11 protein-coding genes are annotated in these 15265 nt (G+C 55.4%); 3 read left to right on the top strand and 8 right to left on the bottom strand.

Going from position 1 to position 15265, the window contains the following annotated elements; translation table 11 throughout:
- Nucleotides 1-9 precede the first annotated feature (9 nt).
- On the bottom strand, nucleotides 10-1752 hold the full coding sequence (locus ACO2Q8_RS14940; RefSeq protein ID WP_423345634.1) for an alpha-amylase family protein: 1743 nt from the start codon (nucleotides 1750-1752) through the stop codon (nucleotides 10-12).
- A 193-nt stretch (nucleotides 1753-1945) separates the two neighbouring features.
- Here ACO2Q8_RS14940 and ACO2Q8_RS14945 point away from each other — a divergent pair, with 193 nt between their 5' ends.
- Both ACO2Q8_RS14945 and ACO2Q8_RS14950 read left to right on the top strand, forming a co-directional pair.
- On the top strand, nucleotides 1946-2635 hold the full coding sequence (locus ACO2Q8_RS14945; protein WP_423345635.1) for a DUF421 domain-containing protein: 690 nt from the start codon (nucleotides 1946-1948) through the stop codon (nucleotides 2633-2635).
- A gap of 6 nt (nucleotides 2636-2641) precedes the next feature.
- Nucleotides 2642-3340, top strand: a complete 699-nt coding sequence (locus ACO2Q8_RS14950; RefSeq protein ID WP_423345636.1) for a DUF421 domain-containing protein — start codon at nucleotides 2642-2644, stop codon at nucleotides 3338-3340.
- Between the two features lie 53 nt (nucleotides 3341-3393).
- On the opposite strand, the gene ACO2Q8_RS14955 is transcribed toward ACO2Q8_RS14950, so the two are convergent.
- The 7 genes from ACO2Q8_RS14955 to ACO2Q8_RS14985 form a co-directional block, all read right to left on the bottom strand.
- Nucleotides 3394-3966: a cupin domain-containing protein gene (locus ACO2Q8_RS14955; protein WP_423345637.1), complete on the bottom strand. Its 573-nt coding sequence runs from the start codon at nucleotides 3964-3966 to the stop codon at nucleotides 3394-3396.
- Nucleotides 3967-4023: 57 nt separating this feature from the next.
- The gene (locus tag ACO2Q8_RS14960; RefSeq protein ID WP_423345638.1) at nucleotides 4024-4587 is read right to left on the bottom strand and encodes a cupin domain-containing protein; all 564 of its coding nucleotides are present in this window, start codon (nucleotides 4585-4587) and stop codon (nucleotides 4024-4026) included.
- 82 nt (nucleotides 4588-4669) lie between these two features.
- Complete coding sequence (locus tag ACO2Q8_RS14965) at nucleotides 4670-5479, bottom strand: helix-turn-helix transcriptional regulator (RefSeq protein WP_423345639.1); 810 nt, start codon at nucleotides 5477-5479, stop codon at nucleotides 4670-4672.
- A 145-nt stretch (nucleotides 5480-5624) separates the two neighbouring features.
- Nucleotides 5625-7478, bottom strand: coding sequence for a malto-oligosyltrehalose trehalohydrolase (gene treZ, locus ACO2Q8_RS14970; RefSeq protein ID WP_423345640.1), 1854 nt, complete (start codon nucleotides 7476-7478; stop codon nucleotides 5625-5627).
- A gap of 15 nt (nucleotides 7479-7493) precedes the next feature.
- Complete coding sequence (locus ACO2Q8_RS14975; RefSeq protein ID WP_423345641.1) at nucleotides 7494-9104, bottom strand: alpha-amylase family glycosyl hydrolase; 1611 nt, start codon at nucleotides 9102-9104, stop codon at nucleotides 7494-7496.
- 150 nt (nucleotides 9105-9254) lie between these two features.
- Nucleotides 9255-10022, bottom strand: a complete 768-nt coding sequence (locus ACO2Q8_RS14980) for an OBAP family protein (RefSeq protein ID WP_423345642.1) — start codon at nucleotides 10020-10022, stop codon at nucleotides 9255-9257.
- Nucleotides 10015-10767, bottom strand: a complete 753-nt coding sequence (locus ACO2Q8_RS14985) for a succinate dehydrogenase/fumarate reductase iron-sulfur subunit (RefSeq protein WP_423345643.1) — start codon at nucleotides 10765-10767, stop codon at nucleotides 10015-10017. The genes ACO2Q8_RS14980 and ACO2Q8_RS14985 overlap by 8 nt, the downstream gene beginning before the upstream one ends.
- A gap of 283 nt (nucleotides 10768-11050) precedes the next feature.
- Between ACO2Q8_RS14985 and ACO2Q8_RS14990 the strand changes: the two genes are divergently transcribed.
- Entirely contained in the window at nucleotides 11051-15250 is a 4200-nt protein-coding gene (locus tag ACO2Q8_RS14990; protein ID WP_423345644.1) for a chemotaxis protein CheB, read from the top strand.
- The last annotated feature ends 15 nt before the right edge of the window (nucleotides 15251-15265 follow it).

Below are 15265 nucleotides of genomic sequence, written 5' to 3' on the forward strand. Positions count from 1 at the left end.
CGGTTCGGGTTACTTCCCGAGCCGATACCAGCCGTAGCCGTAACTTCCGAGCTTCATCGCAAAGGCACCGTCTTTTTCGACGGACAATTTACCTTTATTCTTCAAACTGGTGAGCGTTTGCCCGGTTTGGGTTTCGGGATTCAGGCGGAATTGCTGCGGCTCGGGACTGAAGTTATGGACCATCAGCAGCGAGCGACCCTGCCAGTCGTAGCGAATCGCCAGCACGTGCGTGGAGCCGGTATCCAGTATGTGCCAATCGCCCCAGCCGATCTCCGGACATTGTTTCCGCAACCGAACCATCCGCCGGATGTGGCTCAGCAGCGAGGTCGAATCCGAAAGCTGCTGTTGCACATTGATTTTGGAAAAACCGTACTCGCCCTGGTTGATCACCGGCCGCACGGTTTGGGCCGCCGTCGAAAAACCGCCGTTCGGCGCGTTCGCCCATTGCATGGGCGTCCGGACCGATAGCCGTTCCTCAAGCCGCAGATCATCACCCATGCCGATTTCTTCGCCGTACCGAATCACCGGCATCCCGGGCAGTGAAAACAGCATGCTGTAGGCCAGATCGATCAGCCGACGGTCGCCGAGCATGGGGGCCAGCCGACGCCGGATACCCCGGTCGTAAAGCTGCATGGTGCTGTCGGGACCAAACCGGGCGTAGACCTTGTCGCGTTCGTCATCGCTGAGCCGCCCCAGGTCAATTTCGTCGTGATTCCGCAGAAACTGCGCCCATTGGGCCGTGGGGGGCACCACTTTCGTATCTTCCAGCGCTTTCGAAAAAAGCTTCACCTCGCCGGTCGCCATCGCGTAAAACAGGTGTTGGTTGGCAAAAAAGTTGAACATGGTCTGCATCCCCTGTCCGTCTTTCCCGAAATACGGTTCCTGTTCCTTCGGATCGACGTTCGCTTCGCCGAGCAAAATCGCGTCGCTTTTGTGCCATTGAATGTATTGATGCAATTGGCTGATGATATCATACTGATGTTCAGGACTATCCGGATCAAAATCCGCGTTGGCGATTTCTATCAGAAACGGAACGGCATCGACCCGAAACCCGGCAATGCCCTTGTCGAGCCAGTGCTTCACGATCTTCCGCATTTCCCGCAGCACGGCCGGATTCTGCATGTTCAGATCAGGTTGAAACTCGTAAAACCGGTGGTAGTAATATTCCCCGGCTTTTTTATTCAGGGTCCAGACACTTTCCTGCACGCCGGGAAACACCATGCCGGAATCCCACTTTTTGGGCCGTTCTTTCGACCAGACGTACCACGATCGGTAGGGCGAAGCCGGATTTTGGATGGCCTGTTGAAACCAGGGATGCTGGTCGGAGGTGTGGTTGGTCACTAGATCCATCATGACCCGGATGTTTCGCCGACCGGCCTCCCGCATGAAAGCGTCGAAATCCTGTTCGGTGCCCAGGTTGGGGTCGATGCCGTAAAAATCCGACACGTCGTAGCCGTCGTCGCGGTTGGGTGTGGGCTGAAACGGTGCCAGCCAAAGGGCATCGACCCCGAGGTTTTTCAGGTAGTCCAGTTGTTGGGTCAGGCCGTTGAAATCGCCGAAACCGTTGCCGTCGGAATCCTTGAATACCTCGACATCCACACTGTAGACCAGGCTGTTTTTATACCATAATTCCTGAATAAAATCCGTCGGAACGGGGGTTGGGGGCGTTTTCTTTTCCGAGGTGGTTTCAGCCGGATTGTCCCGACAGGCCATCAGGAGGCTGAGCCCCACCAGCAGCAGGAGGTTTTTCATGGACCAAAACGGTTTTGTGAACAGCTAGTGAGTCCATAACGCAGTGGGCGGTTTTCCCTCTTATTTTTTCATTTTTCCCGATTGAGCGGCCTTAAACCGGATCTTTCGCTCACTAATTTCCTTTTTGGGCCAGAACTTAAATCATTCGGGCGGGGCCTGCGGTTTCTAAACCGCATCATTTTTTTGAAGCTGAATGAAGAAAGAAGCTATTTTTTTTGAAGACTGGCAACGGATTCTGATCGGGAACGCCCCCGTTGAGTTCATGCTCGAAGTGTTTTTGCGAACCGTGGTGATTTACCTGATCCTGCTGGTGGTTTTACGGTTGTTGGGCAAACGCATGAATAGCCAGTTGACGAACCTGGAAATGGCCGTCATGCTTTCAATGGGGGCTATTTTGGCCCCGGCCATGCAATTACCCGACCGGGGGGTGCTGTCGGGTATCCTGGCCATGTTCTGCGCCCTGCTGTTTCTGCGTCTGACCAATCTGTTGGGGTTCAAAAGCCGCAAATCCGAGCAGCTCATTCAGGGTACAGAAACCATGTTGATCAAAGACGGTATTATCCAGTGTAAGACCATGGCCAAAAACCGGCTTTCTCATCAGCAGGTTTACGCCGTGTTGCGGAAAGAAAACATCTACAATCTGAGTAAGGTAAAACGCCTGTACCTGGAAGCGTACGGGCTTTTTAGCTTATATACGAATGAAGAAGACCGCCCCGGCCTGTCGGTTTTGCCAGCCCCCGACGACGAAATCCACACGCTTCACCGGATGCCCGACGAACCGCTGATGGCTTGCTCCAATTGCGGTTTTACGCAGTCGGCCACCACCCGGGATAAGATATGTCCAAGCTGCGGAGCTGGTGAATGGGTCAAAGCGGTTATTTAATGAATTATGGAAAAAGAGAACATTCATATTTACGACTGGCAACGAATTCTGCTCGGCGAGGTTCCGGGCGTCTTTTACCTGGAGATTCTGATTCGGATTGTGGTCATTTACCTGATTCTGGTGGGTTCCATGCGGCTAATGGGTCGGCGGATGGCTTCACACCTTAGCCGCAACGAAATGGCGGCCATGATCTCGCTGGCAGCGGCCGTCGGGGTGCCGGTTTTGGATGCCAGCCGGGGGCTGGTTCCGGCCATCATCATTGCCCTGGTGGTGATTTTTATCCAGCGTGGCATTTCGGCCTGGGCCGCCCGCAACGAAAGGTTTGAGGGCATCTCGCAGGGCATTGAAAGCACCATGGTCGAAAATTCGGTCATCCAGCTTGACAACTTGCGCGAATCCCGCCTGACGCGGGAGTTGCTGTTTGCCCAACTCCGGTCGAAGGGTCTGCCCCATCTGGGCCACGTCAAACGACTGTACATGGAAGCCAACGGGGCTTTCACGCTGATTAAATTTCCGGAGCCGCAGCCGGGGCTTTCCATTCTGCCGGAATGGGATTCGGATTTTACCCTGCAACAGCAACTAGCCCCTAACCAGTATGTCTGTTACCACTGCGGAAATCTCAAAAAACTGGATATTCCACATGCACAGGACACCGAAACCTGCCCCAACTGCGGCAAGCAAAACTGGGTTCGGGCACTTCTCTAGTACCCACGGACTTGAGTCCGTGATTTAGATTATCCTAGCTCAAAAGCTGGCTCTTAAAACACGGACTCAAGTCCGTGGGTACTCAGATTGATCGGAGGGCCGACGCTTTTATGGCCGTATTTCTGCCGGAATTTGTCCTTTTCTTCGTCGGTCATGTTTTTGGTCACCCCTTCGCTGATTTTCCTGAAAAATTCTTCCATTCGACCGGCTGGCTGAAAGAACATCAACAGCCGGGCTTCCCCTTTGCCTACTTTGGCAAAGCTATGAGGCACATTTCTTGGCCCAAAGAAACTGTCACCCGCTTTCCCCCGGTACAGTTCGTCCCCGATTTTAAATAGAAACTCGCCCTTTAGGATATACCACCACTCATCCTGCTCTACATGCAGATGATGCGTCGGTCCGCCTTCCTTGATTCGAACGGATTCAAATACATAAATGCCCCCGTCGTTGTCGCTACCTGACACTTTGGTGGTGAATGTGTCGCCCTCAAACAGCGAAATAGGCTTGTCAAAGCGGTCTTTACCGGCTTCAACTTTAAACCCTTTCCCCGGCGCCAGGGGCGGTAACCCAAATGCCGACAAGGCAGAAAGCCCCATCGGAAGTTGAATAAAGAGACGACGTTTCATCTGTGCACTATTCGTTGGTTATGAAGCAGTTACAATAATATCTTGAGGAAATGCATTCTATTTCACCTCCAGGGGAGGGCCGACCACCTGCATGTCGTTGTCACGGAAAAGCTTTGCTAATTCCTCTTTCGAAGGATCGTGATTCAGACCGGAGAGGTTGACAAAGAAATCCTCCAGTTTACCGGCCGGTTGCAGCATCACGATCATTTTGCCTTTGTCGGCCATTTGCGTCCAGGCATGGGGTACTTTGCGGGGCAGGAAAATGGAGTCGCCCGCCTTTAGGTGGTATTTTTCTTCGCCTACCTGAAAATAGTACGCCCCCTCGAGCACGTAAAAAATTTCATCCTGCGCCGGGTGTACGTGCAGCGGGGTTCCCCGGCCCGGAGAAAGGGAAGTTTGCTCGAAGACCGCCAAACCACCATCGGTGTCGCTGCCCGAAATTTTGACATCAATCACGTTGACATTGACCCCTTTGAGTTTCAGGTGGCCGTGCTTGCGGCCTTCACCCGCCTTTGCAACAAAGCCTTTTGCGGGCAGTAAAGCGTTTGTTAAGCCGGAAAAGGCCAAAGACGGTGTGGACAACAGGCAGGAGAGCGCTGAAATAAATCGATTTCTGTTCATAGCATTAACGAGTAGCTGGTTGTTTTCCAGGTTAAAATTGGCACAACCAGCATCGGGAAAATAGAACAGAATTAAGGAGGAGTCACTGAACCAGTTTTCGAAAGGCGAATGGCGTGAAACCGGTATGTTTTTTGAAAAGTCGGATAAAATGGCTCTGATCCGAAAAACCGCAGTCGTAGGCTAATTCCGTCAGCGATACCGGTTCGCGGCTGATCATTCGCTCAATGGCTTTCTCGAGTTTGATCTTGCGGATATACTCCCCCAGCGTACATTGAAATAACTTGGGAAACTGCTGACAGAGATAAACCGGATGAAGTTGCAGTTCAGCCGCAATATTGCTCAGACTGAGAGGCTTGTCATAATTGGCATACAGCAAAGCTTTTAGTTTCCCCAGCCAGGCGGGTTTGTAGTCCGAATACTCCCGCAACTGAAGCAAATTGCTAAAGGCCAATACCACCAGGCTTTCCGTTGCCACTTCTTTCTCGGTGCCACCCAGCCGGGTTTCCGCCAGTAGCCGGGCAAAGGTAATTTTCAGGTCAGGAGATTTTAGCTCCCGCAAGCCTTCCGGTCGAACCTGCCGGAGGTCGCAGCGGTCGAACCAGCCATCGTCAATGTCTACGTGCAGGCTCGAAACATACGAGGAGTACCGGCTGTTTCGATGCGGTTCCTGGCTATAGTGATAGGTCAGCGAACCTGCGCTCAGGGCAATCTCCCGGTGTTTGTACGATTCGAGCAAGTGGCCACCGGTAGTAAAGGCAAAGTAGGCGTTTTCGTGGTAATGCCAGGGGCAGCTATGCTGGTTGTGATAAACGGACTGGACCAGCGACAGCCCATTCACTACAAGCTCCTTTCGTGACTGGCCAAAAAACTGCCCTTTCGTTAGCTTATCCATATACCTTCGTAGCTTGAAAAGTAATGTACTACTTTTCGGTATCGGATAAGCATTCCTTTTACTAAGCGGTTTGTTTTGACGTACCCACGGACTTTAGTCCGTGTTTTTTGAGCTGGACACTCGAATAGTCAGGAAAAAACACGGACTAAAGTCCGTGGGTACGGGCTTTGTACACGGTCGCGCTGGATGGGGACAGCGTCACGGTTTGGCCGGGTACAGGTTGGTCGGGCAACGGCTCACCCTTGGATTCGGCGGTTTCCAGCCATTGGCTTTCCTTCGAATCCAGCAGTTTTTGATACGAATCCAGCCAGGTCGGCAAGGTATAGGAAACCGCTCCGTCGGAGAAGTTCAGCAGGCAGAGGAGGTGTTCCTGCCCGTCGGGGGTTTGCCGATCCAGCACCAGTCCGGCCTGGCCGAGCACCGTCGCCCGGATGTCGGTTTTGGCAAAATTCTGCAAAACCGGTTCGGTCCGGCGCATACCAATGAGGGTCCGGTGCCAGTCCAGGATAATACGGTGCTGACCGGTCGTGCGCTTCTCCCATTGGGGCCGGGAGTTGATAAACGTCTCCGGATCAAAAGGGTCCAGCGGCTCCTGCTCGCCCCCGAAAGCCGCGAACTCGGCTTTTCGTCCCTCTTTCACGGCCCGAATCAGCGCTTCTTCGGAATGATCGACAAAATAGAAGAAGGGCGTCCGGTCGGCATACTCCTCCCCCATGAACAGCATCGGAACGTACGGAGCCAGCAGCAAAGCCGCAGCCGACACTTTCAACTGCTCAAAATCAATGAGTTGACACAATCGCTCCCCACCGACCCGGTTGCCGACCTGATCGTGGTTCAGATTGAACGCCACGAAATGCTCCCCCGAAATACCGGCCGACGACGCGCCGAATTTCCGTTTTCGGAAGGGAGCATACTCCCCGCTCATCACAAAACCGTCGGTGTAGGCTTTGGCCAGTTGCTCCATCCGGCCAAAGTCCGCGTAGCGTTCCCGACCCGCTTTGTCGACCATTGTATACAACGCATGGTGAAAATCGTCGAGCCACTGGGCGCTAAAACCGTATCCGCCCCCATCGGGTCGTTTGACTACCCGGGGGTTGTTGAGGTCGGATTCGGCCACCAGGTGTAGCGAACGGCCCAACCGCTGTTCCAACTGCCGGACGTTGTGGTGAATCAGTTCCCATATCGAAATGGCGCTCCTGTCGAACACCTCGTGGATGGCATCGAATCGCAGCCCGTCGATGTGGTAATGCTCAAACCAGTGCACCGGGTTATTGGCAAAATAATCTCGCACACCATCGGCATAATCCCCGTCGAAGTTGAGCGCTTCGCCCCAGGGGGTACAATACCGTTCGGTAAAATACGGGCCAAAATGTCCGAAGTAATTTCCTTCCGGACCTACGTGGTTGTAGACCACATCCAGAAAAACCGCCATGCCACGAGCGTGGCAGGCATCCACCAGTTTCTTCAAGCCTTCCGGCCCTCCGTAGGAATTTTGCACGGCATACGGAAAAACACCATCGTAGCCCCAGTTGCGGCTCCCCGGAAATTGACAGATTGGCAGCAGTTCCAGGGCGTTGATACCCGTTTCGGCAAGGGCATCCAGGCGGGGAATGATGGCTTCAAAGGTACCTTCCGGTGTAAACGTCCCGACGTGCAGTTCATACAGGATCAAATCCCGGAACGGCAATCCCCGCCAGGATTGGTCCGTCCACGTAAAACCGGCCTGATCGACCACTTCCGACGGCCCGTGGACGCCCTCCGGCTGGCAATGCGAAGCTGGGTCAGGATAATCCGCTTCGTCGTTGGGTCGAAAAAAATACTGCACTCCGGGCTGAATGTCCGTCAGTTCGACCCGAAAGTATTCCCGGTCGACGCGTGGCATGGGAATCCGACGGTCGGTCGGATGGACCAGATGCAGCGTCATGGATTCTTTCTCCGGTGCCCAGACGGTAAACACACACCGCCCCTCGCCGGTGTAGGTTGCACCAACACTATTCATGGTAAGCACGTTTCGTTAGCTATTCAGCCGCACGACGATGCCCTCGTCGCCAGCCAGGTTGATGGTTTCTCCTATTTCTTTTCCTTCCTGTTCCGGATAGGTTGCCAGCTCGATGATTCCGGTCTGTGTAGTCTCTTTCGGTTTGAAATACGCCGGTCGGTGGCTTAGGTTTAGCACGATCAAAAACCGGTCATACCCTTCCGCCTGCCGGATGAAGGCAATCAATTGGGTGTCTGTGTAAACCGGGGCGTACTCGCCCACTGCCAGCGACGGTTCCTGCTGCCGGAGCTGAATTAGTCGCCGATACAACGACAGCATGGAGTAAGGGTCTTCTTTCTGGATTTCCACGTTTTCCCGGGCGTAAGTTCCGGCCAGCCTCAGCCAGGGCTTCCCGGTCGTAAAACCGGCGTTGGCGCTGCGGTCCCACTGCATGGGTGTTCGGGCGGGGTCGCGGCTGAGGTTCTTGTCGGGCATATTCAATCCCTGCGGGTCCTGGATTTCATCGAACGGAATCGGCACATCGCGCATCCCGATTTCATCCCCGTAGTAAATTGTGGGCGTTCCGCGTAAGGTCAGCAGCAGCATGGCCGCGACCCGGGCCTGATCCCGGCCGACACGGCTCGTAATCCGGGGCTGGTCGTGATTGCCCAGCACCCAGTTAGGCCAGCCACCGGGCGGTAAAGCGCCTTCGTAGGTATCAATGGCAGCCGCCAGTTGGGGCGCTTCCCAGGGCAATTGCAGCAACTGAAAATTGAACGGCAGGTGTGCCCCTTTGCCATCGATGCCGTAATAGGCCATGAGTTGATGAATCGGCAGGTAAATCTCGCCAATCATCAGTCGTTCGTCGTAGTTATCGAGTACCCGGCGCATTGCCAGCACTAGTTCGTGGACCTCGGGCTGATCGGTCGAATAGACCGGCAACAACTGTTCGTAGGTAGCCATGTGAGGCAGATAATTGGGGTTGGGCGGGTTATCGCGTAACTGTTCGTCCTTGATCATGTGCCACATGACGTCGACCCGGAAACCGTCGACGCCTTTGTCGAGCCAAAACCGCATCACATCAAACATGGCTTTGCGGACCTCCGGATTGCGCCAGTTCAGATCAGGCTGCTCTTTCAGAAAGGCGTGGTAATAATACTGCCGGGTAGTTTCGTCCCACTCCCAACCGCTGCCGCCGAACACGCTCAGCCAGTTGTTGGGCACAGCACCCTCGGGACCGGCGTCGTGCCAGAGGTACCAGTCGCGCTTCGGGTTGTCGCGCGACGAGCGGGATTCCCGAAACCACGGGTGCTGGTCGGAGGTGTGATTGGGCACCAGGTCCAGAATCAGCTTCATACCGCGCCGATGGACCTCATGCAGCAGGGTGTCAAAATCCTGTAAAGAACCGAATATAGAATGAATGCCCTGGTAATCAGCGATGTCGTAGCCAAAATCGGCCATCGGCGAGGGATAAATGGGTGACAGCCAGACCGCCGTTACGCCCAGCCATTGCAGGTGATCCAGTCGCCGGAGAATGCCCGGCAAATCGCCGATACCGTCGCCGTTGCTGTCTTGAAAAGAGCGGGGATAAATTTGATAAATAACGCCATTTTGCCACCAGAGGTGGTCGTTCTGGTTGTTTGCCATACGTCGTAGGTCAACTGAAGTTTCCGAATGTCCCTCGTCCGGTGATTTGCACCTCAATTCTGGAGGGAGGTTCCGGAATTTTAACCGCTATACGTCGCTGGTGGCTGAAAAACCGAGTGTGTGGCCTAACTGCCTACGATGGGCTGTGCCTCAATGGGCGTGCCCCGGAAGCGGCTCTTGTACCGTACTGACTTTCAACTGCCGGATTTCGCCCTGTTCCCAGGCGTTGGCCCCCGGTACGAGGGTTGGTGTGGGAATATCGGCCCGGTTTTGACGTTTTTCGGGCGTAGATACCTCAAACCGCTGATCGCGCTGCCGGACCAGGCTGTCGGCCAGTTGGCCATCTTTGGTAAAACCCATCATCAACAGTGGGTGGCCGAGCGGCAGTTCGAGATCGCGGTCGGTATGCCAGGTGTGGTAGGTTTTGCCGTAAGTCGACACCAGCTTTTCCATCAGCTCGTGTTCGGCCACCAGCGGCAAACCGGGGGCAATCAGCGTGCCCGACTTTACCTCGTGGTGGTGACTGTGCCAGAGTTTCTTTTCTTCGTCGGGCAGGGTTTTAAACAACCGCTCGGACACAATGTATTCGACACCCATGATCCGGGCGTCCCGGCCGTTACCGTCGAAAATGGTACATTGAACGAGGTCTTCGTTGAGTTGGGTACAGTAGTGATGAGCCTCCATCTGGCCCTTCAGGTTGCCGCTGTAAAAATGAAACCCGTCAAGGTACATACTCATGGCCTTCAGCGGAGCCTTGTTCTGAATCACATCCGCCCCCGCTTCGAGCACCTCGGTTTTGGCGGTTTTGTCGGCCCCCGGCGACTCGACGTTCGAGGACGTGTTTTTGCCCCCGCAACCTGTCAGCAACAGCAATGCCAGGCCCACCCGGAGCGAATGACCGGTTTTCAATTTACGCATTGTTCGAGGTCAGTTTGGCACCCAGGTATTCCCGGTTGAGCCGCGTGATGTGATCGAGCGAGATTGACGCCGGGCACTCGACGGAACAGGAGCCGATAAAGGAACACGCTCCGAAACCCTCGGCGTCCATCTGGGCCACCATTCGCTCAACGCGGAGCTGGCGTTCGGGTTCACCCTGGGGCAAGACCGCAAATTTGGAAACCTGAGCCGCCGTAAACAGCATGGCCGAGGCATTTTTGCAGGCGGCTACACAGGCCCCACAGGCAATGCAGGCAGCCGCGTCCATCGATTGTTCCTGTTTCTCGCGTGCTACCGGAATTTCGTTGGCGTCGGGGGCCGCGCCGGTATTGACGGAAATGTAGCCACCGGCCTGCACAATCCGGTCGAAAGCCGAACGGTCGACGGCCAGGTCCTTGACAATCGGGAAGGCCCTCGCCCGCCAGGGTTCCACCACAATGGTGCTTCCATCTTCAAAACTCCGCATGTGGAGCAGGCAGGTGGCCCCGCCGGTCTGGGGGCCGTGGGCCCGGCCGTTGATGAACATGGCGCAGGAACCGCAGATGCCCTCGCGGCAGTCGTGGTCGAAAACGATGTTTTCTTCACCCTTATGAATCAACTGCTGGTTCAGGACATCGAACATTTCCAGAAACGACATACCCGGATCAAGATCCGTCAACTTGTATTCGACCAGTTTGCCGGGCGTTTGAGCGTTCTTCTGCCGCCAGACTTTCAGCGTTACGTTCATCGTGTTGGGAATTCCGTTTGCCCCCATTACCCGGCCACGTATACAGATGTTGGTTAGGACTAAAAAAAATAAGGGAATGGCCCCGGCTTGAGAAACATTCCCATGAACACTATTTCAGCCCTTTCTGAGCAACAGACGACTTTTTTGCTGACCATTTACCGTTGAATAACGTACTGTTGAGTCTGCACGAGAGAGATGGCTCCACTTTTCTTGTTTAATACCAGCGAAAGGATACTACTTTAGAGTTTCAAATGGCGAGATGTTCTTTCCGGCCCAATGAAGTATGGCACAACGTAAACCTCAATCCGACTCTACCCCCCAACCGATTCCGGTGGTTGCCATCGGAGCCTCAGCCGGAGGGCTCGAAGCAATCTCGACGCTGCTGACCCGGCTGTCGGCCACCACCGGTTTTGCCTATGTTTATATTCAGCACCTGCCCCCCGACCGCGACAGCACCCTGGCGCAGGTCCTGGGCCGTTATACCAGCATGCCGGTTTTTGAAGCGCAACCCATGCAACGCATCGAGCCCAATCAGGTTTACATCATTCCGCCCGACAACGATCTGGAAATTATCGATGGGGTGCTGACACTATTGCCTCGTCAGGAGTCGATGAGCCTGGAAAATGAAGTCAAGCACCTGCCGATCGACCGGTTTTTCATCTCACTCGCCGATCGCCAGAAAGCCGGGTCCATCGGTATCCTGCTGTCGGGCATGGATAACGATGGCACACAAGGGCTGAAGGCGATTAAATCGGCGGGCGGGATTACGATTGCCCAGGACCAGACCGCGCTCTACCAGGGGATGCCCCGCTCGGCCATCGCCGAAGGCGTGGTCGATCTGATTCTGTCGCCCGATCAGATTGCGCTCGAACTGGAGCGGCTGAGCCTGCGTCCGGACATTTTTCAGCAAACCGCCCTGGCCGAAGAACAGGAAGATCACCAGCCTTCGGACGAAGATCTGAAGCCCATTCTGGCCTTTTTGCGAAAAACCGTGGGGGTGGATTTCAGCCAGTATAAGGTAACCACCATCCGGCGCCGGATCATCCGGCGGATGCTGCTGTATAAACTCGAAACCCTGCGCGACTATGCGCAGTACATCCGCCAGCATCCGCAGGAAGCCGGTTTGCTGTACAGTGATTTGCTGATCAACGTAACGGCCTTCTTTCGGGACACGGAGGTCATGGAATACCTCAAAAAAGTGCTCCTGCCCCGCCTGCTTCACGAGAATCACCCGGGCGAGCCCCTGCGAATCTGGGTTCCGGCCTGCTCGACGGGGCAGGAAGCTTATTCGCTGGCGATGTTGCTGCTGGAGGTGCTCGGCGACCAGGCTTCGCAGCGAATCATCCAGATTTTTGCTACAGACCTGAGCGAAACCGCCATCGCCAAAGCCCGGCTGGGGACGTATTCACGCTCCGAAGTGCTCGACATATCGCCCCGGCGACTCAGCCGCTTTTTTACGAAGCAGGACGATGTCTACCGCATCAACAAGGTTATCCGGGATTTGTGCGTGTTTGCACCCCACAACATTTTTAAAGATCCGCCCTTTTCGCGGGTTGACCTGGTCAGTTGCCGCAATCTGCTCATTTATCTCAACAGCAGTCTGCAACGTCAGGCACTGACCATATTCCACTATGGGTTAAATCCGCGGGGCTATCTGTTGTTGGGCAAATCGGAAACCGTTGGTACGTCAACGTCCCTGTTTACCCCCGTCGAGAAAGCCTACAAGGTGTTTGCCCGGAAGAACGACGTAGCCCGGCGCGCCAGTTTCGAGCTGCAACCCCGGTCCATCGAAGTCAATCCCGTCACCCCGGCTCCCCGCCGACTGCCGGTCAACCGTCCCGCTTCGACGCCGGGCCACGACCTGGAACAACGGGTAGATGCTATGCTGCTCAGCCAGTATATTCCGGCCAGTGTGGTGGTCAACCAGGACCTCGACATCCTGAGCTTTCGGGGCTCGACGGCATTGTACCTCGAACACTCGCAGGGACGCGCCAGCCTGAACCTACTGAAAATGGCCCGGCCGTCGCTCTCCTTCGAGTTGCGGAATGCCGTGCATAAGGTGCTCAAGTCGGGACAACCGGTGCGCAAAACCGGTTTGGAAATGAAGGTGGGCGGAACAACGCACTACGTCGCCATCGAAGCCACTCCGCTTGAAAGCGATGCCGAAGACCGGCTGTTTCTGATCATTTTTCAGGAAACCAGTCCGCCGATCATTCCCGAAACCGGCCCGGTCAAGGCCCGAAACCGTCGGATCAAGGAACTGGAGGAAGAACTGGCGACCGTCCGGCGGGACATGCACTCGCTGATCGAGGAGCAGGAGGCCGGTAATGAAGAGTTGCAATCGGCCAACGAGGAGATCGTCAGCAGCAACGAAGAGTTGCAGAGCATCAACGAAGAACTCGAAACCAGCAAGGAAGAGATCGAGTCGACGAACGAGGAACTCCTGACGATCAACCAGGAATTGCAGGTTCGCAACGAGCAGCTTTCGGAAGCCTACGAATTTGCAGAAGCCATTTTTGCCACCCTGCGCGAAGCCACGCTGGTGCTGGATGCCGACCTGCGGGTCCGGAGTGCCAACTCGACGTTCTACGAGATGTTCCGGTTACGTCAGGAAGATATTGAAGGGCGTTTGCTGTACGAGGTAGGGGGCCGTCAGTGGGATAGCGAACGGTTGCGCGAACGGCTGGCGGGTGTCATCACGCAGGACATTCATTTTCAGGGATTTGAATTCACCTACACGCTGCCCGATGGCCAGGAAATTGTGCTGTTGCTGAATGCCCGGCGCGTCGTTCGGCAGCTCCGCAAAGAAGCGATTCTGCTGGCCATCGAAAACATCACGCAACACCGGCGCGCCCAGCGGTTGTCGGAGGAACGCGAAGCCTGGTTCCACGCGATGGTCGACAATTCGCCCGCGCTGACCTGGGTGGCCGGAACCGACGGGCGGTATACGTACCTGAACCGCGCCTGGCTGGTGTATACAGGCCGAACGATGGAGGAAGAAGTCGGTCAGGGCTGGGCGCAGGGCATTCACCCCGACGACCGGGTGCTTTACCTGGCTACGTACCACGCGAATTTTGCCGACCGAAAACCGTTCAGCGCCGAATACCGGCTGATGCGCCACGACGGTCAGTACCGCTGGATGCTCGAACACGCCCAGCCAACCACCTCGCCCGAAGGCACCTTCAATGGCTATATCGGGACCTGTGCGGAGGTGCATCTTCAAAAAGAACTCCAACAGGAACTTGACCGCCGGGTAGAACAACGTACGCAGGAACTGGAAACCGCCAATACGAACCTACAGGCTGTCCTCGACAGTTCGCCGACCTGGATTGCTTTTTTCCGGGCGGTTATTGACTACCAACCGGCCCAATCGATCATCGACTTCCACCTGGCGGTTTGTAACCAGAAATTTGCCGATCTGTTCGGACAATCAGCCCTGGCCATCAAGGGACAGTCGGTGACCCAATTTCCCAACCTGTTCTATCAAACTCCCCCGCTGGAACGACTCCGACACATTCAGGAAACGGGTGAACCGTTCTATCAGGAAAACCCCAACCCGGACGATCCGGATGTCTGGACGGCCGTGTCGGCCAGTCGTTTTGACGGGGGCGTCGTCGTAACGGGTCTCGACATCACCGCTCTGAAACAAGCCGAGCAGCAGCAGCAACACTGGCTGGAAGAAGTACGGAACTCGAACGAATCCTTCCACAAGCTGGAAGAACTTCAACAGTACCTAAAGCAACGGGGACAGTTTCTGCGCGAAACCTCCCACGATCTGCGCGGCAACTTTGGGGTCATTTCGGGGGCAGCCTCGCTGCTGGCGATGGTTTCTTCGGAAGAAGAGCGCAGCAGCATCCTCGACATGCTGAAACGCAACATCTCCCAGGCAACCGAAATGCTGACCCAGTTGCTCGACTACGCCCGGCTGGAAGCGGGCCAGGAGCACCTGCGGCTGACAAACTTCAATGTGAGTAATCAGATCCGGCAATTGTGTGAAAAAATGCAGCCTTTGGTAGCCGAAAAAGCGCTTTGGCTCCGAACCGACGGTCCGGACCAATTGCTGGTGGAATCCGATGCGGTGAAAATTGAACGAATCATTCAGAATCTGGTCCTGAATGCCATCCGGTATACCCAGCAGGGCGGTATTCTGGTTCAGTGGCACGAAACCGGCGATCAGTGGAGCCTGCGCATTGAAGATACCGGGCCCGGATTACCCCCCGAAGTTGTTCAGCGGTTGCGGCAATCCCTGAGTACGGCCCAGGACCCGGCAAGTCTGGTCGAAGAATCCGGCAACAGCCGAATAGCGGTGCCCGGTGAAGGCATTGGACTGTCGATCGTCCGGCAGCTTTGCAAACTTCTCTCGGCCCACCTGGAGGTACAGACCGAACCGGGCACGGGGACGGTTTTTCAGATAACCTGGCCCCGGTGGTATGGAAGTCCGGCTGCGGGGGGTGCTGACGGTTTTGCAAACATCGGTCACTAAATGTGGTTAGATAGA

It is taken from the genome of Larkinella sp. VNQ87, from assembly GCF_049445795.1.
Taxonomy (GTDB): Bacteria; Bacteroidota; Bacteroidia; order Cytophagales; family Spirosomataceae; genus Larkinella.

Excerpts from the sequence above, each read along its gene's own strand:
- ACO2Q8_RS14940 (WP_423345634.1), bottom strand. The coding sequence starts at position 1,752 with ATGAAAAACCTCCTGCTGCTGGTGGGGCTCAGCCTCCTGATGGCCTGT.
- ACO2Q8_RS14945 (WP_423345635.1), top strand. The coding sequence starts at position 1,946 with ATGAAGAAAGAAGCTATTTTTTTTGAAGACTGGCAACGGATTCTGATC.
- ACO2Q8_RS14950 (WP_423345636.1), top strand. The coding sequence starts at position 2,642 with ATGGAAAAAGAGAACATTCATATTTACGACTGGCAACGAATTCTGCTC.
- ACO2Q8_RS14955 (WP_423345637.1), bottom strand. The coding sequence starts at position 3,966 with ATGAAACGTCGTCTCTTTATTCAACTTCCGATGGGGCTTTCTGCCTTG.
- ACO2Q8_RS14960 (WP_423345638.1), bottom strand. The coding sequence starts at position 4,587 with ATGAACAGAAATCGATTTATTTCAGCGCTCTCCTGCCTGTTGTCCACA.
- ACO2Q8_RS14965 (WP_423345639.1), bottom strand. The coding sequence starts at position 5,479 with ATGGATAAGCTAACGAAAGGGCAGTTTTTTGGCCAGTCACGAAAGGAG.
- treZ (WP_423345640.1), bottom strand. The coding sequence starts at position 7,478 with ATGAATAGTGTTGGTGCAACCTACACCGGCGAGGGGCGGTGTGTGTTT.
- ACO2Q8_RS14975 (WP_423345641.1), bottom strand. The coding sequence starts at position 9,104 with ATGGCAAACAACCAGAACGACCACCTCTGGTGGCAAAATGGCGTTATT.
- ACO2Q8_RS14980 (WP_423345642.1), bottom strand. The coding sequence starts at position 10,022 with ATGCGTAAATTGAAAACCGGTCATTCGCTCCGGGTGGGCCTGGCATTG.
- ACO2Q8_RS14985 (WP_423345643.1), bottom strand. The coding sequence starts at position 10,767 with ATGAACGTAACGCTGAAAGTCTGGCGGCAGAAGAACGCTCAAACGCCC.
- ACO2Q8_RS14990 (WP_423345644.1), top strand. The coding sequence starts at position 11,051 with ATGGCACAACGTAAACCTCAATCCGACTCTACCCCCCAACCGATTCCG.